Source organism: Streptomyces sp. NRRL F-2580 (assembly GCF_000720115.1).
GTDB lineage: Bacteria > Actinomycetota > Actinomycetes > Streptomycetales > Streptomycetaceae > Streptomyces.
The window spans coordinates 35,276-57,139 of record NZ_JOIR01000017.1; the positions used below are offsets into that span (position 1 = coordinate 35,276).

The 21,864-nt window shown below is 72.1% G+C and carries 18 protein-coding genes and 1 pseudogene; 10 read left to right on the forward strand and 9 right to left on the reverse strand.

Translation table 11 applies throughout. The features are described 5' to 3' along the window. The first annotated feature begins 154 nt into the window (after positions 1–154). From IF88_RS0119850 to IF88_RS0119860, 3 genes are all read left to right on the forward strand, one after another. Positions 155–385, forward strand: coding sequence for a hypothetical protein (locus IF88_RS0119850; RefSeq protein ID WP_030713774.1), 231 nt, complete (start codon positions 155–157; stop codon positions 383–385). Positions 386–488: 103 nt separating this feature from the next. Next, entirely contained in the window at positions 489–1,313 is an 825-nt protein-coding gene (locus IF88_RS0119855) for a hypothetical protein (protein WP_030713776.1), read from the forward strand. Between the two features lies 1 nt (position 1,314). Next, the gene (locus tag IF88_RS0119860; RefSeq protein WP_030713779.1) at positions 1,315–3,216 is read left to right on the forward strand and encodes a fumarate reductase/succinate dehydrogenase flavoprotein subunit; all 1,902 of its coding nucleotides are present in this window, start codon (positions 1,315–1,317) and stop codon (positions 3,214–3,216) included. 13 nt (positions 3,217–3,229) lie between these two features. On the opposite strand, the pseudogene IF88_RS0119865 reads toward IF88_RS0119860, so the two are convergent. Continuing rightward, positions 3,230–4,189: pseudogene (locus IF88_RS0119865) on the reverse strand (RNA-guided endonuclease InsQ/TnpB family protein); the annotation flags it as partial. Positions 4,190–4,326: 137 nt separating this feature from the next. Between IF88_RS0119865 and IF88_RS0119870 the strand changes: the two are divergent. The 4 genes from IF88_RS0119870 to IF88_RS43725 all read left to right on the forward strand — a co-directional run bounded on the left by IF88_RS0119870 (position 4,327) and on the right by IF88_RS43725 (position 8,319). After that, the gene (locus IF88_RS0119870; protein ID WP_030713783.1) at positions 4,327–5,097 is read left to right on the forward strand and encodes a succinate dehydrogenase/fumarate reductase iron-sulfur subunit; all 771 of its coding nucleotides are present in this window, start codon (positions 4,327–4,329) and stop codon (positions 5,095–5,097) included. A 71-nt stretch (positions 5,098–5,168) separates the two neighbouring features. Continuing rightward, on the forward strand, positions 5,169–7,337 hold the full coding sequence (locus IF88_RS0119875; protein WP_078893003.1) for a TPM domain-containing protein: 2,169 nt from the start codon (positions 5,169–5,171) through the stop codon (positions 7,335–7,337). 54 nt (positions 7,338–7,391) lie between these two features. Further along, positions 7,392–8,111 carry a PspA/IM30 family protein gene (locus IF88_RS0119880; RefSeq protein WP_030713790.1) on the forward strand — a complete coding sequence of 240 codons (720 nt, stop codon included), beginning with the start codon at positions 7,392–7,394 and terminating at the stop codon, positions 8,109–8,111. 55 nt (positions 8,112–8,166) lie between these two features. After that, positions 8,167–8,319, forward strand: a complete 153-nt coding sequence (locus IF88_RS43725; RefSeq protein ID WP_420710992.1) for a hypothetical protein — start codon at positions 8,167–8,169, stop codon at positions 8,317–8,319. 77 nt (positions 8,320–8,396) lie between these two features. Here IF88_RS43725 and IF88_RS0119890 read toward each other — a convergent pair whose 3' ends face one another. From IF88_RS0119890 to IF88_RS0119925, 8 genes are all read right to left on the reverse strand, one after another. After that, positions 8,397–11,006 (reverse strand): SpoIIE family protein phosphatase, encoded by a 2,610-nt coding sequence (locus tag IF88_RS0119890; protein ID WP_234323617.1) that lies wholly within the window; start codon positions 11,004–11,006, stop codon positions 8,397–8,399. Between the two features lie 209 nt (positions 11,007–11,215). Next, entirely contained in the window at positions 11,216–11,644 is a 429-nt protein-coding gene (locus IF88_RS0119895) for an ATP-binding protein (protein WP_030713796.1), read from the reverse strand. A gap of 153 nt (positions 11,645–11,797) precedes the next feature. Then, positions 11,798–12,274 carry a (deoxy)nucleoside triphosphate pyrophosphohydrolase gene (locus IF88_RS0119900; RefSeq protein WP_234323605.1) on the reverse strand — a complete coding sequence of 159 codons (477 nt, stop codon included), beginning with the start codon at positions 12,272–12,274 and terminating at the stop codon, positions 11,798–11,800. 28 nt (positions 12,275–12,302) lie between these two features. Beyond that, on the reverse strand, positions 12,303–12,488 hold the full coding sequence (locus tag IF88_RS0119905; protein WP_030029543.1) for an SPOR domain-containing protein: 186 nt from the start codon (positions 12,486–12,488) through the stop codon (positions 12,303–12,305). A gap of 160 nt (positions 12,489–12,648) precedes the next feature. After that, the gene (locus IF88_RS0119910; RefSeq protein ID WP_030713803.1) at positions 12,649–14,334 is read right to left on the reverse strand and encodes a purine-cytosine permease family protein; all 1,686 of its coding nucleotides are present in this window, start codon (positions 14,332–14,334) and stop codon (positions 12,649–12,651) included. Between the two features lie 328 nt (positions 14,335–14,662). Further along, on the reverse strand, positions 14,663–15,415 hold the full coding sequence (locus tag IF88_RS0119915; protein ID WP_030713806.1) for a GntR family transcriptional regulator: 753 nt from the start codon (positions 15,413–15,415) through the stop codon (positions 14,663–14,665). A 137-nt stretch (positions 15,416–15,552) separates the two neighbouring features. Next, on the reverse strand, positions 15,553–16,758 hold the full coding sequence (locus IF88_RS0119920; RefSeq protein WP_158754463.1) for a DUF4190 domain-containing protein: 1,206 nt from the start codon (positions 16,756–16,758) through the stop codon (positions 15,553–15,555). Between the two features lie 146 nt (positions 16,759–16,904). Further along, the gene (locus IF88_RS0119925; protein WP_030713810.1) at positions 16,905–18,476 is read right to left on the reverse strand and encodes a S8 family peptidase; all 1,572 of its coding nucleotides are present in this window, start codon (positions 18,474–18,476) and stop codon (positions 16,905–16,907) included. A gap of 198 nt (positions 18,477–18,674) precedes the next feature. Between IF88_RS0119925 and IF88_RS0119930 the strand changes: the two genes are divergently transcribed. The 3 genes from IF88_RS0119930 to IF88_RS0119940 all read left to right on the forward strand — a co-directional run bounded on the left by IF88_RS0119930 (position 18,675) and on the right by IF88_RS0119940 (position 21,817). Further along, entirely contained in the window at positions 18,675–19,787 is a 1,113-nt protein-coding gene (locus tag IF88_RS0119930) for a threonine synthase (RefSeq protein WP_030713812.1), read from the forward strand. A 219-nt stretch (positions 19,788–20,006) separates the two neighbouring features. Next, positions 20,007–20,828, forward strand: coding sequence for an isocitrate lyase/PEP mutase family protein (locus IF88_RS0119935; RefSeq protein ID WP_030713815.1), 822 nt, complete (start codon positions 20,007–20,009; stop codon positions 20,826–20,828). Between the two features lie 44 nt (positions 20,829–20,872). Further along, entirely contained in the window at positions 20,873–21,817 is a 945-nt protein-coding gene (locus IF88_RS0119940; protein ID WP_030713824.1) for an EamA family transporter, read from the forward strand. Positions 21,818–21,864 lie beyond the last annotated feature (47 nt).

Consider the following 21,864-nt stretch of genomic DNA (forward strand, 5'->3'; position numbering starts at 1 on the left):
GAGGGATGAGAATGGGGGCAGGGAGGGGGCGCACAATTCACGCCTGCGCGCCCGCAATCGCCGCACGTCCCTTCACAACGGGGGACGGGAAGCGCGACACTCGCAGGCGCACATGAGCGTTGCCACCGCACCTTGGCGGAAGTGAGGGCAAATCATGTCCCTGCAAGACGATCTGAATGCCGTACGACGCAACCTCGACGAGCTCACGCGCAAGGTCGAGCAGCTGGAGCAGCAGGCCGGGCGGCGCAAGCCCGGGAGCTCGACGCCGGCGTCCCCGCCGGAACCGTCCCGGATGGTGACGGTCCCGGACACGCCGTACGACAGCTCGCTGTGGACCGACTCGGACGACGAGGGCCTCGGCGCCCGCGACCGTCGCGCGCCCTGACCGGCGTACGCGACCCCACGACCTCCCGCACACCCCATCCGGCCCGGCCGCTCGCGGCCGGGCCCCCTGGGGCCACCCCTCATCACTCCTCCCGGAGTCCTCTTTGGCCACAGGAACACAACCACCCCGGCAGCGGCCCGGCGGCGTCCACGACGCCTCCCGGGCCGCGATCACCGCCCGGCACCTGCGGACCGACCGGTGGTGGGTCTCCCCCGCCGTCACCGCGGCCGGGCTGCTCGCCTTCATCGCCTACTCGACCTGGCGGGCCTTCGCGAACGCCGACTACTACGCGGCCCCGTACGTCTCGCCCTTCTACTCCCCGTGCCTCGCGGAGAACTGCGTCCCGATGAAGGGCGGCCCCAACTGGGAGGTCTTCGGCAGCTGGTGGGGCCTCTCCCCCGCCCTGCTGATCCTGATCTTCCCGCTCGGGTTCCGGCTGACCTGCTACTACTACCGCAAGGCCTACTACCGGGGCTTCTGGGCCTCGCCGCCGGCCTGCGCCGTCGCCGAACCGCACGCGAAGTACACCGGCGAGACCCGCTTCCCGCTGATCCTCCAGAACGCGCACCGGTACTTCTTCTACGCGGCGGTCCCGGTCGCGGGCATCCTCACGTACGACACCGTGCTGACCTTCCGCGACGAGCACTACGAGTGGGGCCACATGGGCCTCGGGACCCTGCTGTTCCTGGTCAACATCACGCTGATCTGGGCCTACACGCTGTCCTGCCACTCCTGCCGCCACATCATGGGCGGCCGGCTCAAGCACTTCTCGAAGCACCCGGTCCGCTACCGGCTCTGGGGCTGGGTCAGCCGGCTCAACACCCGTCACATGCAGCTGGCGTGGGCCTCCCTGATCAGCGTGGCCCTGTGCGACTTCTACGTCTACCTGCTGGCCAGCGGCGCCTTCACCGACCCGAGGATCTTCTGACATGGCCCAAGTGGAACGGCAGCAGTGGGACGTGGTCGTGGTCGGCGCGGGCGGCGCCGGGCTGCGGGCCGCGATCGAGGCCCGCGAGCGCGGGGCCCGGACGGCCGTGATCTGCAAGTCCCTCTTCGGCAAGGCCCACACGGTGATGGCGGAGGGCGGGATCGCCGCCTCCATGGGCAACGTCAACGAGGGCGACAACTGGCAGGTGCACTTCCGAGACACCATGCGCGGGGGCAAGTTCCTCAATCAGTGGCGGATGGCGGAACTGCACGCGAAGGAGGCCCCGGACCGGGTCTGGGAGCTGGAGACCTGGGGCGCGCTCTTCGACCGCACGCCCGACGGGAAGATCTCCCAGCGCAATTTCGGCGGCCACGAGTACCCGCGCCTCGCGCACGTGGGCGACCGCACCGGCCTGGAGCTGATCCGCACCCTCCAGCAGAAGATCGTCGCGCTCCAGCAGGAGGACTTCAAGGAGTACGGGGACTACGAGGCCCGGCTCAAGGTGTTCCAGGAGTGCACGGTCACGAGGGTGCTGAAGGAGGGGCAGAAGGTCTCGGGGGCCTTCTGCTACGAACGCGAGTCCGGCCGGTTCTTCGTCCTGGAGGCCCCCGCGGTGGTCCTGGCCACGGGCGGGATCGGCAAGTCCTTCAAGACCACGTCGAACTCGTGGGAGTACACCGGCGACGGCCACGCGCTGGCCCTGCTCGCGGGCGCGCCCCTGCTGAACATGGAGTTCGTGCAGTTCCACCCGACCGGCATGGTCTGGCCCCCGTCGGTGAAGGGCATCCTCGTCACGGAGTCGGTGCGCGGCGACGGCGGGGTGCTGCGCAACTCCGAGGGCAAGCGGTTCATGTTCGACTACGTCCCCGACGTCTTCAAGGAGAAGTACGCCGAGTCGGAGGCGGAGGGCGACCGCTGGTACGAGGATCCGGACCACAACCGGCGTCCGCCCGAGCTGCTGCCGCGCGACGAGGTGGCGCGGGCCATCAACTCGGAGGTGAAGGCCGGCCGCGGCTCCCCGCACGGCGGGGTCTTCCTCGACGTGTCCACCCGGATGCCCGCCGAGAAGATCAAGCGGCGGCTGCCGTCGATGTACCACCAGTTCAAGGAACTGGCGGACGTGGACATCACCGCGGAGCCGATGGAGGTGGGCCCGACCTGCCACTACGTGATGGGCGGGATCGCGGTCGACTCCGAGACCGCGGCCACCGTCGGGGTGCCGGGACTGTTCGCCGCGGGCGAGGTCGCGGGCGGGATGCACGGCTCGAACCGGCTCGGCGGGAACTCCCTGTCCGACCTGCTGGTCTTCGGGCGGCGGGCCGGACTGCACGCGGCGGAGCACGCCACGGCCGCCGGTGAGCGGCCCGCGGTCTCCCAGGCGGAGATCGACGCGGCGGCCGCGGAGGCGCTGGCCCCGTTCCACGCGGCCGAGGGCGCGGAGAACCCGTACACCCTCCACCAGGAGCTCCAGACGACCATGAACGACCTCGTCGGCATCATCCGGCGCGAGGGCGAGATGGCCGAGGCCCTGGAGAGGCTCGCGACCCTGCGCGTACGGGCCGCCCGGGCCGGCGTCGAGGGGCACCGGCAGTTCAACCCGGGCTGGCACCTGTCCCTGGACCTGCGGAACATGCTGCTGGTCAGCGAGTGCGTGGCGCGCGCCGCCCTGGAGCGCACCGAGAGCCGTGGCGGGCACACCCGGGAGGACTGTCCGTCGATGGAACGCGGCTGGCGTCCGGTGAACCTGCTGTGCCGCCCCGTCGACCCGCCCCCGGCGGACCCCGCGGCCGACCGGATCGTCCTCGAACGCGCCCGCACCGAGCCCATCCGTCCCGACCTGCTCGCGCTCTTCGAGAAGGAAGAGCTGGTCAAGTACCTCGCCGAAGAGGAGCTGTACGATTGACTTCCTCCACTCCTTATGGGGAGGGGATTCCCACCGTCGCGGGTGGGGCTTCCTGCTTCAACACGGACCGCCCCGAACGAGAGCTGGACTCTCGTTGAGGTCTTGCATCCGTTCCCCAGGCAGTGACCGCGAGCCCGGCGGCCAGAAGATTCAGAGCTGCGTTCTCGTCCCGGTCGTGGGTCGTTCCGCAGTTCCCGCCCGTCCACTCACGAACATTCAGTGGCATGGTCTCGGCGAGTGCCCCACAGGCGGAGCACAGGCGTGTGCTGGGGAACCATCGGTCGACGGTGATCAGTTCACGCCCGTACCAGGCCGTCTTGTACTCCATCATGGTCCGCAGCTCGCGCCAGGCCACATCGTTGATGGCGCGGGCGAGCTTGTGGTTCTTGAGCATGTTGCGGACGGTGAGGTCCTCGATCACGAGCGTTTGGTTTTCGCGCACGAGTCGAGTCGTCAGCTTGTGCAGGTGGTCCCTGCGCCTGTCGGCGATCCGCGCATGGATTCTCGCCACCCGGACCCTGGCCTTGGCCCGGTTCTTGCTGCCCTTCTCCTTCCGGGCCAGCGACCGCTGCGCACGCACCAGCCGCTCACGGTCACGGCGCTCATGCCGTGGATTGGTCACCCTCTCCCCGGTGGAGAGGGCGACCAGGGCCATCAGCCCAGCATCGATCCCGACTGCTTTCGTGGTGACGGGCATCGGCGCGGGGGTGTCCTCGCACAGCAGCGACACGAACCAGCGTCCCGCACTGTCCCGGGACACCGTGACGGTGGACGGCACCACATCTGCGGGCAAGGGCCGAGACCACACGATGTCGAGCGGCTCGGTCATCTTCGCCAGCACCAGCCGACCGTCGGCGTACCGGAACGCACTGCGCGTGTACTCCGCCGAGGCCCGCGACCTCCGCTTCGACTTGAACCGCGGAAACCGCGACCGTTTCCCCCGGAATGCCACGAATGCATTCTGCAACGGACGCTAGGGCCGGTCAGAATCCGAACACAAGCCCAGGTCACAGCATCACGCAGCGAGATTCCGCCGTTGCGCGGCTCCGAGCCACGGATGCGTTTCCTCCCCCGGCTGAAGCCTGGGGGTTTCCACGCAAGGAGAATGGGATGACCACGTACGACGCGAGCTTCCGGATCTGGCGGGGCGACGCGGAGGGCGGGGAACTGCGGGACTTCACCGTCGAGGTGCACGACGGGGAGGTGGTCCTGGACATCGTCCACCGGCTCCAGGCCACCCAGGCCTCGGACCTGGCGGTGCGCTGGAACTGCAAGGCGGGCAAGTGCGGTTCGTGCAGCGCGGAGGTCAACGGCCGGCCGCGGCTGATGTGCATGACGCGGATGTCCACCTTCGAGCGGTCCGAGACGATCACGGTCACCCCGCTGCGTGCGTTCCCGGTCGTGCGCGACCTGGTGACGGACGTGTCCTTCAACTACGCGAAGGCGCGGGAGGTGCCGGCCTTCGTGCCGCCGGAGGGGGTGGCGCCGGGCGCGTACCGGATGCAGCAGATGGACGTGGAGCGCTCGCAGGAGTTCCGCAAGTGCATCGAGTGCTTCCTGTGCCAGGACACCTGCCACGTGGTGCGTGACCACGAGGAGAACAAGAGCGCCTTCGCCGGTCCGCGTTTCCTGATGCGGGTGGCGGAGCTGGACATGCACCCGCTGGACGCGGCGTCGGAGGCGGGCCTGGACCGCAAGCGCACGGCCCAGGAGGAGCACGGGCTGGGGTACTGCAACATCACCAAGTGCTGTACGGAGGTCTGCCCCGAGGGCATCAAGATCACAGACAACGCGCTGATCCCGCTGAAGGAGCGGGCGGTGGACCGCAAGTACGACCCGCTGGTGTGGCTGGGGAACAAGATCGGGCGCCGGCAGGGCTGAGGCCGCGGTACCAGGCCGGGGCCCTCTCCGGGAGGGCCCCGGCCCGGGCGCGTCACTGCGGATTGCTCCGGATGCGGGCGCCGGGAACCGCTCATACCCTCCCAAATGTGACCCCGCCGAGAAGCGAGCCGAAGAGCCAGGTACGCGTACGGGCCGGGCTCGCCCTGGCCGCCGCACTGCTGGCGCTCGGCGGCTGGGGTGTGGTCCAGGCGCCGCCCGCACGGGCCGAGGACCCCGTCACGCTGTCCCGGCAGGGGCAGATCACCGACCGGGTCGGGGCGCTGGAGGGCCGGCGGGCCGCCGTCACCGCCGCGCTCGACAAGCTCTACGCCGACCGGCGGATCCAGCTCTTCGTGGCGTACGTGGACGATTTCTCCGGGCGCTCCGCCCAGAGCTGGGCCGACGCCACCGCCGAGAAGAACGGGCTCGGCCAGAACGACGTCCTGCTGGCCGTGGCGACGGGGGCCCGCCAGTACGCCTATTCGGCCGCCGTCGACTCCGGTTTCACCGAGGAGCAGCTCGCGGCCGTGGCCCGGGACGCCATCGAGCCGGCCCTGAGGCAGAACGACTGGGCGGGCGCCGCGATCGGGGCGGCGAACGGCTACGACGCGGTGCTCGGGGGGCAGCCCGTGCCCGTGCCCACCATCATCCCCGGGCCGGCCGATCCCGGCGGCGGGGCGAGCGGCGAGAACGGGGCCGGGGACTTCGTGCTCCCGGTGGTCGCGGTCGGCGCGGCCGGCGCGCTCGCGGCCTACGCGTACACCCGCCGCAAGCGGAAGACGGCCGCCGGCGGCGGACGCGGTACGACCACCGGACCGGGCTGGCCCGAAGGGGCGCCGGACCGGCTTCCGCTGCCGGAACTGGACGGCAGGGCCAAGACCCTGCTGGTGCAGACCGATGACGCCGTCCGCACCAGCACGGAGGAACTGGGCTTCGCCTCCGCGCAGTTCGGCGACGAGGCGGTCGGGCCCTTCACCGAGGCCGTGGAGTACGCCAAGGGCGAGCTGACCCATGCCTTCCGGCTGCGCCAGCAGCTGGACGACGCCTACCCGGAGGACGACGCGACCCGGCGCCGGATGCTGGACGAGATCGTCGCGCGCTGTACTGAGGCGAACCGCCGGCTCGACGCGGAGTCGGCGGACTTCGACCGCCTGCGGGACCTGGAGAAGAACGCCCCGCAGGCGCTGGCGACCGTGGAGGAGCGCTATCTGGAGCTGACCGGGCGCGCCGCCACCGCCGAGGCGACCCTGACCGCGCTGACGCGGCGGTACGCGGACTCCGCTTCCGCGCCCGTCTCCGCCAACCCGGAACAGGCCAAGGACCGGCTGCTGTTCGCGGCGACCAACCTGGGGCTGGCCCACGCGGCCGTCGACGGCGGGGAGAACGGCACGGCGGCCGTGCACGTACGGGCCGCCGAGGGCGCGGTGGACCAGGCGGCGACCCTGCTGGACGCGGTCGAGCGGCGGGCGCAGGAGCTGGCGGAGGCGGCCGGGAAGCTGCCGGGCGCGCTGAACGAGACGGAGACCGACCTGGCGGACGCCGGCGGGCTGCTGACCGGCACCACGGAGGGCACCTCGACGGCTGACCTGCGCGGGCGGATCGGCCGGGCGGAGGCCGTACTGGCCGACGTGCGGCAGGAGGAGGCGGCCGGCCGGTACGACCCGATCGACGCCCTGCGCCGGGTCGAGGAGGCCGACGCGGCCCTGGACGAGGCCCTCTCCGGGGCGCGGGAGCGGGAATCGGGCCGGCAGCGGGCGGCGGCCCTGCTCGACCAGGCCATGCTCTCCGCGCGCAGCGCGATCGGCGCGGCGACGGACTACGTCACGACCAGCCGGGGCGCGGTCGGCAGTCAGGCCCGCACCCGGCTGGCGGAGGCCGGCCGGCACCTGGAGCGGGCGGGGTCCCTGGCGGCGGGCGATCCGTCGGGCGCGCTGGCCGAGGCGCAGCGGGCGGACGCGCTGGCGCGGGAGGCGCAGCAGCTGGCGGAGCTGGACGTACGGGCGTACCAGGACCCGTACGGGGGCCGGCGCGGCGGCGGCCAGGGCGGCGCCGTGCTCGGCGGGATCATCCTCGGCGAGATCCTGCGGGGCGGGCTGGGCGGCGGGGGCTTCGGCGGGGGCGGCGGCCGGGGTGGCGGCGGGGGCTTCGGGGGCGGTTTCGGCGGGGGCGGCGGCAGCGGTCCCGGCTCCTTCGGCGGCGGCGGAACCCGCGGCCGCATGGGCGGTGGCGGCCGCTTCTGAATGTGCAACGGCAACGGCAACGGACAGCCCATCCCTCATCAGGAGCGACGAGTCATGAGCAAGCAGACCATCCTGGGCCGTGTCACCCAGCTCGCCAAGGCCAACATCAACGCGCTGCTGGACCAGGCGGAGGATCCGCAGAAGATGCTGGACCAGCTGATCCGCGACTACACGAACAACATCTCGGAGGCGGAGCAGGCCGTCGCGACGACGATCGGGAACCTGCGGATGCTGGAGGCGGACCACAAGGAGGATGTGGAGGCGGCCTCCGAGTGGGGTGCCAAGGCCCTCGCGGCGAGCAGGAAGGGGGACGAGCTGCGGGTGTCGGGGGCGACGGCGGACGCCGACAAGTTCGACAACCTCGCGAAGGTGGCGCTGGGCCGGCAGATGCAGTCGGAGAAGGAGGCGAGGACGGCGGAGCCGACGATCGCCGCCCAGACGGAGGTCGTCGGCAAGCTCAAGTCGGGTCTGGACTCGATGAAGAGCAAGCTGGTCGAGCTCCAGTCCAAGCGGGACGAGCTGGTGGCCCGTGCCAGGACGGCTCAGGCGCAGAACACGATGCTGGACGCGGTGAAGAACATCGACGTCATGGACCCGACGAGCGACCTGAACCGTTTCGAGGAGAAGGTCCGGCGGGAGGAGGCGATGGCGCTGGGCAAGCAGGAGCTGGCCGCGTCCTCGCTGGACGCCCAGTTCGAGTACCTGGAGGACCTCGGGAAGTCCTCGGAGATCGAGGCCAGGCTCGCCGCGCTCAAGCAGGGACGCGCCGCCTAGTGCGGTCACAGCGCTAGACCCGGCCCACCAGCGCCGCGGCCTGGGACGGCTGGTGATGCGCGGGCTCACCGCCGCCGCCGCGGGGCAGGGCGCCGCGGCGGGCGTGCTCGGCGCGACGGAGGGCCGGGCCCTGTACGAGACGACGGGATGGCGCACGGTGGCCCCGCTGACCGGCGCCGTGCGGGGTCCGGACTCGTCCGGGACCTGATCGGGGGTCACCTGCCGTGCCCCCGGACCCGGTGGGTCCGGGGGCGCGGCCGTCCGGTTCCGCTCAGCCGTACGTGCTCAGCCGTACATGCTCAGCAGTTGCTCCGCCGACAGCTCGGCCACGGCCTCGGCCGCCGCGCCCGGCAGCGGGAGCTCGAACCAGACCGTCTTGCCGCGGTGGGTACGGCGCGTGCCCCACCCGGCGGACAGCAGACCCACCAGCTGGAGGCCCCGGCCGCCCTCGTCGGTGTCGCGGGCCCGGCGCCGGCGCGGCTGCACCAGGTTGGCGTCCCACACCTCGCAGACCAGGGTCCGGTCCAGCAGCAGCCGCAGCCGGATCTCGCCCTCCCCGTACCGCAGCGCGTTGGTGACGAGTTCGCTGACCAGCAGTTCGGTGGTGTCCAGCAGGCCCTCCAGGCCCCACGCCGGCAGCTTGGCGCGGGCCAGCTCCCGCGCCCGTCCCACGGACCGGGCCTCGCGCGGCAACTGCCAGTCCCCCACAGCGTCCACCGGGAGCCCCTGCACCCGGGCCATCAGCAGGGCGATGTCGTCCTCGCCGTGCCGGGTGTCCAGGGTGTTCAGCACGTGGTCGCAGACGTCCTCCAGCGGGCGGACCGGGTCCGCGAGGGCGGCCCGCAGGCCGCGCAGGCCCTCCTCCAGCGGGTGGTCGCGGCTCTCCACGAGCCCGTCGGTGTAGAGGGCCAGCAGGGCGCCCTCGGGGAGTTCGACCTCGACCTCCTCGAACGGCTCTCCGCCCACGCCCAGCGGCATTCCGGGCGGCACCTCCAGGAGCAGTGCGGGCCTCGGCTTCCCGCGCTCGTCCGGCGGCTCCACCAGCACGGGCGGCATGTGGCCCGCGTTGGCGATCGTGCAGCGTCGCGTCACCGGGTCGTAGACGGCGTAGACGCAGGTGGCGAGGTAGACCTCGGAGCGGTCGGCGTCCCGTGAGTGCAGGGCCGCCCGCGAGGCCTGCTGGGAGCCGCCGGGGGCGCCGAGGCCCCGGGCGATCTCGTCGAGCGCGGTCAGCACCTCCGCCGGTTCGAGGTCCAGCAGCGCGAGGGTCCGTACGGCGGTGCGCAGTTCGCCCATGGCGACGGCGGCCCGCAGTCCCCGGCCCATGACGTCGCCGACGACCAGCGCCGTGCGGTGGCCGGGCAGCTCGATGACGTCGAACCAGTCGCCGCCGACCTCCGTCGCCGCGTTCCCCGGCAGGTACCGGCAGGCGATGTCCAGGCCGGCGGCCTCCGGGTCGCCGGGGGGCAGCAGGCTGCGTTGCAGTATCAACGCCCGCTCGTGCTCGCGCCGGTACAGCCGCGCGTTGTCGATGCACACGGCGGCCCGGGCGGCGAGTTCCACGGCCACCGCCCGGTCCCGTTCGCCGAAGGGTTCGCTGCCCTTCGTACGGGAGAACTGCGCGAGCCCGACCACGGTGTCGTGGGCGACCATCGGCACGACCAGCGTGGACTGCACGAGGTCCTCCGGTCCGCCGCCCTCGATCAGCCGGGTCCGCGCCGTGCGCAGGGCGAGCGCGCCCGGTGACGCCGCCGGGTACCGGTGGACGTCGCCTACGGAGACCAGCGCGCCCGGGCCGGACAGCGGCGCGTCCGAGACGGCGGAGGCGAAGGCCACCCGGCGCAGCGCGGCGGACGGGGTGCGGGCCGGGCCCTGTCCGGGCAGGCTGGGCACGCCCGGCCCCTGCGGCCGTGCGGGCCGGTCGTCGTCGCCGAGCAGCAGCCCCTGGTAGAGGTCGACGGCGGCCAGGTCGCAGAAGCCGGGGACGGTGACGTCGAGGAGTTCCCGGGCGGTGGTCTCCAGGTCGAGGGAGTTCCCGATGCGGTGCCCGGCCTCGTTGAGCAGGGCGAGATTGCGCCGCACCCCGGCGGCCTCGCGGGCGGCGAGGTGGCGGCGGGTGACGTCGGTGCCGATGCCGGCGACGCCGATGGGGCGGCCGGAGCCGCCGTGGACGCGGTAGAGGTTGATGGACCAGTGGCGGTTCTCCCGGCTGCCGGGGGCGGCGCCGGTGATCCGCAGGTCGGTGACCGATTCCCCGGTGTCCAGCACCCGGCGCAGGGCCTCGGCCATCCGGTCGGCCTCGTGCGGCGGCAGGTAGTCGTGCACGGTCCGGCCGCGGTGCTCCTCGGCTGCGCCACCGAAGACGGTGGCGAAGCGGCGGTTGGCCCGCTGCACGGTGAGGTCCGTGCCGAAGAGCAGGAAGCCGAAAGGGGATTGGCCGAATATGGCCTGTGAGGCCGCCAGGTCGGACTCGATGCGCCGCAGCGCGCGGACGTCGACGACGACGCACAGCGCGGCCCGTTCGGCGGTCTCGGTCAGCGTGGGCATCACATAGATCTCGGCCACTCCGTGCGCGCCGTCCCCACCCGGGATCCGGAAGGGGATCAGGCCGGTCCACTCCTTGCCGTCGAGGATCTCGGCGACCTTGCGGTGTGCGTCGGGGCGCAGCTCGGGCGGCATGAAGGCGTCGACCGGGTCGCGGCCGACGGCCTGTGCGGCCGTCAGACCGAACAGTTCCTCGGCACGCAGGCTCCACTGGTCGATGTACCCGTCGGGCCCGATCGAGAAGGATGCGACCTTTATGTAGTCATATATCGAGCCAGGCGGACTGCTGTGCCACAGGGCGTCGTGCCATGTCTCCCGAGGCACATCGGCCTGATGTGCCTGCGCAGGTATTTCGCTCACGCGACCGTCCCCTCCAGCTCACCGCAACCGGACCGGCCATGACCGCAGTATTCAGCACCACGGCCCCGGACGGCACGGCGTTCACGATCACAGCACGGTCTCGATGATTTCGAGCCATCTCGCGTGATCTCCCCCGGACTCCTGCCCCCCGCTGTCACCGGGAGCTTCCGCCGGGGGATCACCCGCCACCGTTCTCCTTGTTACTCACCAGGAAGAGCCAATTCGAACCACACTGTCTTGCCCGACTTCCCGTGACGGGTCCCCCAGCGCCGCGAGGAGGCGGCGACGAGATGCAGGCCGCGGCCCCCTTCGTCGTCCGCCTCGGCGACCCGTTCGCGGGGCGGATCCGGAAGCGGATCCGAAACCTCCACGAGCAGGGCGGGGCCGCTCGCCGGGTTGCCGACGGCTGGACTGCGCCGCTCCAGCCGGACCCCGATGGGGCCGGAGGCGTACCGCAGGGAGTTGGTGACGAGCTCGCTGACCAGCAGGACGGTCACATCGCCGACGGCTTCCAGGCCCCAGGCGTGCAGGGCGCCGCGTACGGCGTGGCGGGCGGTGCGGACGGCACCTGGCTCGGCGGGAAAGGCCCATTCGGCGCATTCACCGTCTGTGTCGATCACGCCGATCACTTCCCGGGCCAGCAGCGACCCCAGTCCGGTTCGTCTGGGACGAAAGAGGGACGAGATAGGGATTAATAGCGACATACCCGATATTCGGGGCGTCGTACCACTCGACCCCCCACCACCGGCGCACTGTGGCACAGACGGCCTACGGCGCGAGCGTCACGCGCCCCCGCCCCCTCCGCCATCCGGGCCGGCGACCGGGGCGACGTCCAGGTCGGCGACCGGGGCGACGTCCGCGCGACCCTGCCCACGCAGCCGGCGTCCGGCCTCGGCGACCGCGGGCCGGTCCTGGTCGAGCCAGTCCACCGACTCCAGCTCCTCCGGCCCGAGCCAGCGCAGCTCGTCATGGTCCTCCAGCGGCGCCGGCACCCCGGAGAGCAGGCGGGCGGTCCACACGTGCAGGACGAGACCGGGCCTCAGCGGCCACTCCCCCGGGATCCGCTCCAGCGGCTCGGTCTCCACGCCGAGCTCCTCGCGCAGTTCGCGCACCAGCGCCTCGGGGACGGACTCACCCGGTTCGGCCTTCCCGCCCGGCAGCTCCCAGCGTCCGGCGAGCTCCGGCGGTGCGCTGCGGCGGGCGGCCAGCAGGCGCCCCTCATGACAAAGGGCTCCGCCCACGACCACTCGTACAGTCATGGGCGGAGCCTATGTCAACACTGGATGCTCAGTTCATCGTGGCGGTCTGACCGATCCGCTCGACCCAGTAGAGCTGCTTGTGTCCTCGGTCGTCGAGGCTGTCGACGACCTTCTGGGCCTCGGCCCGGGTGGCGTACCGGCCCACCCGGTAGCGGTTGCCGTTGTCGTCCTGACGTATGACCAGCCACGGGAGCAGGGCACCGCTGTCGTTCATCGCGTTTCACCCTCCGCCGACGTACCTGCCCGGGAAACCGCATTGCGCATATGCCCGAGCTTACGCCCGACCTTTACGCAGCGGATACGGTTTTTCACGAAGAGGTACCTCGCAGGCGTACGCATCCGGCCATGCGTACGAGTGGGCCGTGCGCGCCGGTTCAGACGGCGCGCACCGAAGGCATCGGCAGGATCACCGCGCCGCCCCGCGTCTCCTTGCGGCAGATGTCCCCGCAGGTCGCGTCCAGGGAGCAGCACAGGGAACAGATCGGGCCCGATCGGACAGGGCAGTCGGCGATGTCGGGGAGTTCGTACGCCGCCTCGCAGACCGCGCACTCGTGGGTGGCGGTGACGTCCGGGGCGGCGGCGCCCGGGCCCGTCACCGTGTTGGGCCGGGCCAGGTAGTACTTCCCCCTGGTCACCCAGGCGATCAACGGGCACAGCAGGAGGGCGAGTCCGGCGGCGATGAAGGTGGAGAAGGCCTCGGCGTAGGTGCCGAACAGCCCGAAGAAGGCGAGGATCGAGACGGTCGAGGCGATCACCATCGAGCCGAAACCCGCCGGATTCACGGCGTAGAGGTAGGCGCGCTTGAACTCGATGTAGGGCGGGCTGAGTCCGAGCCGCTTGTTGATCACGAGGTCGGCGGCGACCGCGGCGATCCAGGCGATGCCGACGTTGGAGTAGAAGCCCAGCAGCTTGCCGAGCATCGCGAACATGTTCAGCTCCATCAGCGTCAGCGCGATGCCCAGGTTGAGGAAGATGTACCAGACCCGGCCGGGGTGGCGGTGGGTGACGCGGGAGAAGAAGTTCGACCAGGACAGCGATCCGCTGTACGCGTTGGTGACGTTGATCTTGATCTGGGAGACGATCACGAAGAGCGCGGCGGCGGGCAGCGCGAAGCCGCCGAGCCACGGGCGAAGGGCCTCGATCTGCGGGGCGATCGGCTCCAGGGCGTGGGTCTTGCCCACCGCCTCCAGGGCGACGAAGGCGAGGAAGGCGCCGCCGAGCTGCTTGGCCGCGCCGATGATCACCCAGCCGGGGCCGGCGGCGAGCACGGCGAGGTTCCACCTCCGGCTGTTGGCCGGGGTCTTGGCGGGCATGAACCGCAGGTAGTCGGCCTGCTCCCCGATCTGCGCGATCAGCGAGAGCGCGATGCCGGTCCCGAACCCGAAGCCGATCCACGAGAACCCGGACCCGGCGCCCTCGGTCCCGCCGAAGTCGGCGAAGGCGCCCCACGCGTCGGGGGCGTGGAAGGCGAGCACCACGAAGGGCAGCACCAGCCCGATCAGCCAGACCGGCTGGGTCCAGGCCTGCACCTTGGCGAGGGCGCCCATGCCGCGGAAGACGATGGGGATCACGATCAGGGTCGTGACCAGGTAGCCGATCTCGACGGGCAGTCCGAAGGCCTGGTGCATGGCCTGGGCCATGATCGAGCCTTCGAGCGCGAAGAAGATGAAGGTGAAGGAGGCGTAGATGAGGGAGGTCAGGGTGGAGCCGAAGTACCCGAAGCCCGCGCCGCGCGTCACCAGGTCCATGTCCAGGCCGTACGTGGCGCAGGCGCGCGCGATCGGGATGCCGGTCAGGAAGATGACCACGGCGGCGGCCAGGATCGCGGCGGCCCCGCTGGTGAATCCGTAGGCGAAGACGACGGAGGCGCCGATGGCGAAGTCGGCGAGGTAGGCGATGCCGCCGAGGGCGGTGCCGGCGACGGTGCCGGGGCCCCAGCGGCGGAAGGAGTGGGGGGCGTATCTGAGCGAGTAGTCCTCGCGGCTCTCGTCGGCGGCGAGTTTCGCGTAGGTACGGGTCGGCTGCGCCGCCGTGACGGGGGTGCTGGCGGTATCGGTCATACCGCCGGACGGTAGGGCCGACATGTGACGCCCCGTCACCCTCGGGCATTGCCCGGGGGTTACACCCCCGCCCCCCTCGTCACGACGGGGTTACACCCCCGCACACCCGTGTCCGCTTTCCGGCGCGCCACCGCTGCCGGGGCTCCTCCCCAGACCCCGCTCCTCAAACACCGGCGGGGCTGAAGGGTGCCGGCCTCAGCCAAATGCAGCCCCTCCGGCGTTTGAGGAGCGGGGCACGGGGCGGAGCCCCGGCCTTTCGGCCCCGCCGGCGTTCGACGCGCTGGGGGCCGGCCCCCGGCAACGGCGCACCCGCATGCCCGGCGGGCGGCTAGCGCACCGGGAGGTGGTACGACAGGCGGTAGCGGTCCGCGGGGACCACCACGTCGGCCGTTTCCACCGCGCGTCCGGAGGCGAAGTACGTGCGGCCGATCACCAGCACCACGTGCCCCGGCACCCCGCCCAGCTGTACGAGCTCTTCCGCCAGGCCCGGCCGCGCGCCGACCTCCTCCACCACGTTGTCCACGACGACGTCGATCGCGGCCATCCGGTCCACCACCCCGGAGCCGCCCAGCGGTCCCTCCTCCGGCAGCATCACCGGGGTCCGGCCGGTCACGGCGAGCGGCTCCCAGGAGGTCGACAGCATCATCGCCTCCCCCGCGTCGCGGAAGACGTACCGCGTCCGCATCACCCGCTCGCCCGGCTCGATGCCGAGCCGCTTCGCGATCTCGGCGGGCGCGCCCGCCTGTTCGCTGCTCGACTCCCACGTGCCGCGCGCCCCGGCGTCCGCCTGCTCCTGCCGGAACGGCGTCGACGTGCCGCCCGTGCGGTAGCCGGAGCGGGCCACCCGCCGCGGGACCGGCTGGTCCCGTACGTACGTACCGGAGCCGGACCGGCCTTCGACCAGCCCCTCCGCCATGAGGACCTTGCGCGCCTCCAGGGCCACGGTGTCGGAGACCCCGTACTCCTCGCGGATGCGGGCCTGAGAGGGGAGCCGGGCGTGCGGGGGCAGAGAACCGTCGACGATCTTCCGTCGAAGATCCCCGGCCACGCGCAGATAGGCCGGCTGCTCACCGAAAGTCACTGGCCACTCCCATCAGGTTGACAGACAGCTACAGCCTGGCAACCGACGGTTGTAGACCGCAAGCAAGGGCCAGAGTTTCACCCGAAGTGATGAAGCCAGGTCACTCAAACCCGTTACCGCGCGTTACGGGGACGACGTCACACCGACTCGGTCGAGGGCTCCCGTCCGGGCCCGCCGTCCGGGTGCTCCGGGCCGCCCTGGCCGTCCTCCAGCCACTGCGGGATCGCCATCGAAAGCCCGTACGCGCCGCGCAGCGTCTGCTCGGTCTCCATGGACATCGAGGCCAGAGCCCGGTCCCACTGCTTGTCGAACTCCCCCGCCGTCTTCGCCTGCGAGGCGCGCAGCCACTCCGCGCGGGCCGCCTCGATCTCCTTGAGCTGCGCCGGGACCGCCTTCTCCAGCCCCGGCCGGCCCGCGTGGCCCCGGAGCACCTTCGCCTCTTCGCCCAGCGCCGCGTGGATCCGGCGCGCCCACGCCTGGTGCTCGCCCAGCGCCTCGTCGACCTCCTCCTCGGGGGGCCGGCTCAGGGCGAACTCGACGGCGTTGGCGGCCCGCAGGAAGGCCACCTGCTCGGGCTTGAGCCTGCCGGAGTCCTGGCGCAGGCTGCCCCGCCCCTCCGGCTCGGTCGTGCCGATCACGCAGAGGAGCATCCGGTCCCCCTGGTACCAGGACTGGCGGGAGGGCGCGTAGTAGAACATCTCCGCGTGGTCGGGCAGTGCCCACGTGTCCATCGCGTACTCGTCCTGGGCCTGCCAGCACGCGTCCTCGGAGGCGCGGACGGCCGCGGCCGAGCCGGGGGCGTCCACCCCGTCGAGCCGCTTCTTCGCGGTGACCTCGCCGTGGTGCTTCTCCGCGCAGTCGATCCGGTACATCAGCGGGTGCTCGTCGAGCAGTTCACCGTCCTGGACGTTGAAGCAGTCGCCCGCCCGCAGCGCGTCGACGTCCGTGAGCTCGCCCTCGACCTCGGTGTAGTCGCCCAGCCCCTCGAAGCGGTCCCCGACCGCCGTGGCGACCCGGTCGGCGGCGAAGACCAGCACTCCGGTCATCACCACGGACAGCGCCAGGCCCGTGATCGCCAGGACCTTCCCGCGCTCCCGCCGCTTCGAGATCTGCACGAGGGCCGCGATGCCGAAGGCGATGCCGAGCGGCGCGAAGCACAGCAGCCCGGACAGGAAGGAGGCGAGCGCGAAGCCGTTGAGCGGCGGCGGTTGCTGCGGCTGACCGTATCCGGGCGGTGGGCCCCAGGCGGGCTGCGGGGACGGCGGGGGCCAGGAGTGGCCCGGTCCGGGAGGAGGACTCGGCGGGGTGCTCACGGGGTCGGACTCCATCGCATGGGGCGTCACGCGCGAACGATGCGCGCGAACGAATGCGCGAATAGTACGCAGCGGGGGCGACCGGCATGCCGGTCGCCCCCGCTGTTGGTCACGGCGCGGTCAGTTTCCGCCGCCCCCGCTGCTCGGATACTGCTCGGTTGCTGCTCGGATACCGCTCAGAACTGGAGCGCCCAGGAGTCGATCTTCCCGGTGTCGGCCGTCGCGTTGTCGTTCACGCGCAGCTTCCAGACGCCGTTCGCCGTCTCCGCCGAGGCGTTCACGGTGAAGGTCCTGACGATGTTGTCGGCACCGCCGTTGGCACGGTCGTGCAGGGTGTAGACGGTGCCGTCGGGCGCGACCAGGTCCACCTTGAGGTCACCGATGTACGTGTGCTTGATGTCGACCGGGACCTTCAGCGTCGCCGGGGCGTTGCCGGTGACACCGCTGACCGTGATCGGGGACTCGACGGTCGCGTGGTCGTTGATCGCGAAGTCCGCGGTGTTCTCGAAGCGCTTGCCCGGCGGGACGGGGCCCTGGGCGCCGACGTACAGCAGGCGGTTCGGGGAGCCGGTGCCCGGCCCGGTCACCACGTCCGGGGTGGCCGAGTTGACGAGAGCGGTGGCCACCTGGGCCGGGGTGCTGGCCGGGTTCTGCGAGAGGTAGACGGCGGCCGCGCCCGTGACGTGCGGGGTGGCCATCGACGTGCCGTTGATGGTGTTGGTGGCGGTGTCGCCCGTGCCCCACGCGGAGGTGATGGAGGAGCCCGGCGCGAAGACGTCGAGGACCGAGCCGTAGTTGGAGTAGCTCGCCTTGGCGTCGGTGCTGGTGGTGGCGCCCACCGTGATGGCCTCGGTGACGCGCGCCGGGGACTTGGTGGAGGCGTTGCTCGACTCGTTGCCCGCGGCCACGGCGTAGGTGATGCCGGAGGCTATGGAGTTGCGGACGGCCGCGTCGAGCGCGGAGTCCGCTCCGCCGCCGAGGGACATGTTGGCCACGGCCGGCTTGACGGCGTTCTGGGTCACCCAGTCGATGCCCGCGACGACCTGGGCCGTCGTACCGGAGCCGCTGTTGTCGAGCACGCGCACGCCGACGATCTTGGCCTTCTTGGCCACGCCGTACGTGCTGCCCGCGACGGTGCCGGCGACGTGCGTGCCGTGGCCGTTGCCGTCCTGGGCGGTGTTGTCGTTGTCGATGGCGTCGTAGCCGTAGGAGGCGCGGCCGCCGAAGTCCTGGTGCGTGATGCGGACACCGGTGTCGATGACGTACGCGGTGACGCCCTCGCCCGCCTGGTCCGGGTAGGTGTAGCTCTGGTTGAGCGGGAGCGCGCGCTGGTCGACGCGGTCCAGACCCCAGGACGGCGGGTTGGGCTGGGTGGCACTGACCGTGAAGGTACGGTTCTGCACGACCGACTTGACCGCCGGGTCACCGGCGAGCTTCTTGGCCTGCGCCTCGGAGACCTCCACGGAGTACCCGTTGAGGGCCGCGCTGTACGTCTTGTCGATCTTCGCCCCGTAGCGCTTCGCGACGGCCTTGCCGCTCGGGGCGGTCGAGCGTGCGGCGGCGTCGTTCAGGGTCACGATGTAGCTGCCGGGGACGGAGCCGGGGGCTCCGGCGTTCTGGATCACGCCCCGCACGCCGATGTCGGCGGCCGAGGCGGGCAGCGCGGCGGCCGAGCCGAGCGCGAGGGTCACGACGGCGGTCGCGCTGATGCCGGCGATTTTCCGGCTCGTGTGACGCATCACGGGCATGTGACGGGTCCTCCTCATAGGTGGTGCGTTGCGGGGGGTGGAGCGGTGCCGCGCAAGCGTGGCCATGACAACGCAGATGGCCCAACGGGCTGCCGCCTTCGAAAGGTTGACCCAGCCCCGGCGCGACCCACAAGAGGACAACGGATGCGTAACATCCGTGCCATACAGCGGCCATGATCGAGCGAAGGCGATCCGCACATGACGCACGCAACCCCCGGTTACGTCTGCTCCGAGGACGGTACACGCGCGGACGTCCGGACTGCGCCTTGGGGGTGCCCCGTCTGTGGCGGTCCCTGGGACCTCGATTTCACGCCGGATCCGGCCGCGCCGCTGGAGCCCGCCGCCGGGCCGAATTCGCTGTGGCGGTACGGATCCGCCCTGCCGCTGCCGGGGGCGTTCTCGCTGTCGCTGGCGGAGGGTCATACTCCGCTGGTCCCGCTGGCAGAGCGGGTTCACGCCAAGCTCGACTTCCTGATGCCGACGCTCTCCTTCAAGGACCGGGGCGCCGTGATGCTCGTGGAACTGGCCCGGCGGCTGGCTCCGGAACGCGTCGTGGCGGACAGCAGCGGCAACGCGGGGACCTCGATCGCGGCGTACTGCGCCCGGGCCGGACTCGATTGTGAAATCTACGTACCCGAGGGCACATCCGAGAAGAAAACGGAACAGATGCGGGCGCACGGGGCGGCCGTGCGCGTGATCACCGGCGGGCGCGAGGCCGCCGCGCAGGCCGCGCGTACGGCGGCGGACGCGCCCGGGGTCTTCTACGCGAGCCACGTCTTCAACCCGTACTTCCTGCACGGGACCAAGACGTACGTGTACGAGGTATGGGAGGAGCTGGGCGGGCGGCTGCCGGAGGTGCTGGTCGTGCCGGTGGGCAACGGGACCCTGCTGCTGGGGGCCGCGCTGGCCGTGGAGGAACTGGCCAGGCGCGGGGTGCGGCCGCCGGCGCTGATCGCGGTGCAGGCGGCGGCGGTGGCCCCGCTGGCCACGGCCTTCGCGGCCGGCGCCGAGGACGCGGATCCGGTTCCGCAGCTGCCGACCCTGGCCGAGGGGATCGCGATCCCCGCCCCGCCGCGCGCCCGGCAGATCCTGGCGGCGGTCCGCAAGTCCGGCGGCACCTTCCTGACGGTCCCGGACGACCGCCTCCGCGAGGCCCAGCGGGACCTGGCCCGGCGCGGGCTCTTCGTGGAACCGACGGCGGCGGCGTGCTGGGCGGCGGTGGGCCCGGGCGCCCCCTCCGACCCCCTGCAGGGCCGCACCGCGGTCATCCCCCTCTGCGGCGCCGGCGCGAAGACGGGCCTGGCCCCGTAGCCAACGAACAGCCCCGCCGGCGTTGGAGGCGATCTTTCAGCCCGTCCGGCGTTTGAGGACCGGGGCCCGGGGCGGAGCGCCCGTGCCTCCAGCCCCGCCGGCGTTGGAGGCGCGGGCGCGGAGCGCCGTGCGGGGGCTGGGGCGGAGCCCCAGGGGCGGGGGCGGCCTTGATGTCGGAAACCGCGAGTCCGGGCCCCTCCGGTCTGGTGAAGTGGGCTCATGACCACGAATCCTGAGCTCACCGCCAAGGCCACCGCGTTCGCGGAACTGCACACACCCGCGAAGCCCCTCGCCCTCGCCAACGCCTGGGACGTCGCCAGCGCCCGCATCGTCGAGGCGACCGGCGCCCCCGCCGTCGCCACCACCAGCGCCGGCGTCGCCTGGTCCCTCGGCTCGCCCGACGGCGACGCGCTCGCCCGCGACCGGGCCCTCGACCTCGTCGCCCGCGTGGTCTCCGCCGTCTCCGTCCCCGTCACCGCCGACATCGAGGGCGGCTTCGGCGCCGACGCCGCCGCCGTGGGCGAGACCGTCGCCGGGGTGCTCGCCGCCGGTGCGGTCGGCATCAACATCGAGGACGGCCCCCACCGCACCCCCGCGGAGATGGCCGAGCGCCTGGCCGCCGCCCGGGCCGCGGCCGACGCCGCCGGGGTCCCGCTCTACATCAACGCCCGCGTCGACACGTACCTCAGGGGCCTCGGCGACCCGGCCACCCGCCTCGACGAGACCCTGGCCCGCGCCGCCGCCTACCTCCGCGCCGGAGCAACCGGCATCTTCGTGCCCGGCGTGCTCGACCCCGCCACCGTCACCGAGCTCGCCAAGGGCATCGACGCCCCGCTCAACATCCTTCTCGGCCCCGACGCCCCGGCCGTCGCCGAGCTCGGCGCCCTCGGCGTGTCCCGTGTCAGCCTCGGCTCCTGGGTCGCCGAAGCCGCGTACGCCGTGGTCCGCCGCGCCGCCGAGGAGCTGCTCTCCGACGGGACGTACGGAGCCCTCGCGCACTCCCTCCCGTACGGCGATCTGAACGCCCTGCTCAAGGGCTGAGATATTCGGAAGCCTGCATGGGGCAACGACCATAGGATCCGGTCATGGGCACATCGACTCCGGTGGACGGTAGGACGGCCACGGCCACGGCCGCGGCGCGCGGCAAGACCAGCGGCGCGGTCTGGATCGCACTCACGCTCGTCTACGTCGTCTGGGGCTCGACCTACCTCGGCATCCGGATCGTCGTCGAGACCATGCCGCCCTTCCTCTCCGCCGGGGCCCGGTTCATCACGGCCGGTCTGCTGCTGGCCGGCGCCGTCGCCTGGCGGTACGGTCCGGGCGCGCTCAAGGTCACCCGCACGCAGCTCGGCTCGGCGGTCCTGGTCGGCCTGCTGCTGGTCCTCGGCGGCAACGGCCTGGTCGTGCTCGCCGAGACCTCCGTGCCGTCCGGCCTCGCCGCGCTGCTGATCGCGGCGGTGCCGATGTGGCTGGTGGTGCTGCGGGCGAGCACGGGTGACCGGCCTCCGCTGCGCACGCTGGGCGGGGTCCTCGTCGGCTTGGCGGGGCTCGCGGTGCTGACCAGTCCGGGCCTCAGCGGGACGGTACTGCTGTCGGGGGTGCTGCTGGTACTGGCGGCGTCCGTCCTGTGGTCGCTGGGCTCGTTCTCGGCGTCGAAGCTGACGCTGCCGGAGAACGCCTTCACCGGCAGCGCCTACCAGATGCTCGCCGGCGGGGTGGGCGGGGTGGTCGTCGGCCTGGTGCGCGGCGAGCACCACGGCCTGGACCCGGCGTCCTTCTCCACCGCCTCCTGGCTGGGCCTGGGCTACCTGGTGCTCTTCGGCTCGCTCGTCGGTTTCACCTCGTACGTGTGGCTGCTCCGGGCCGCGCCGCTGTCGCTGGTGGCCACGTACGCGTACGTCAATCCGGTCGTGGCCGTCGCGCTCGGCGCGCTGATCCTCGGCGAGGCCCTGACCTGGCCGATCGTGGTCGGCGGTGCGATCGTCGTGGCGGCGGTGGGCGTGATCGTCAGCACGGAGCGCCAGAAGTAGCGAGCGCAGGCCCGGGCACGAGCACAGACACCGGCACCGGCGCCGGC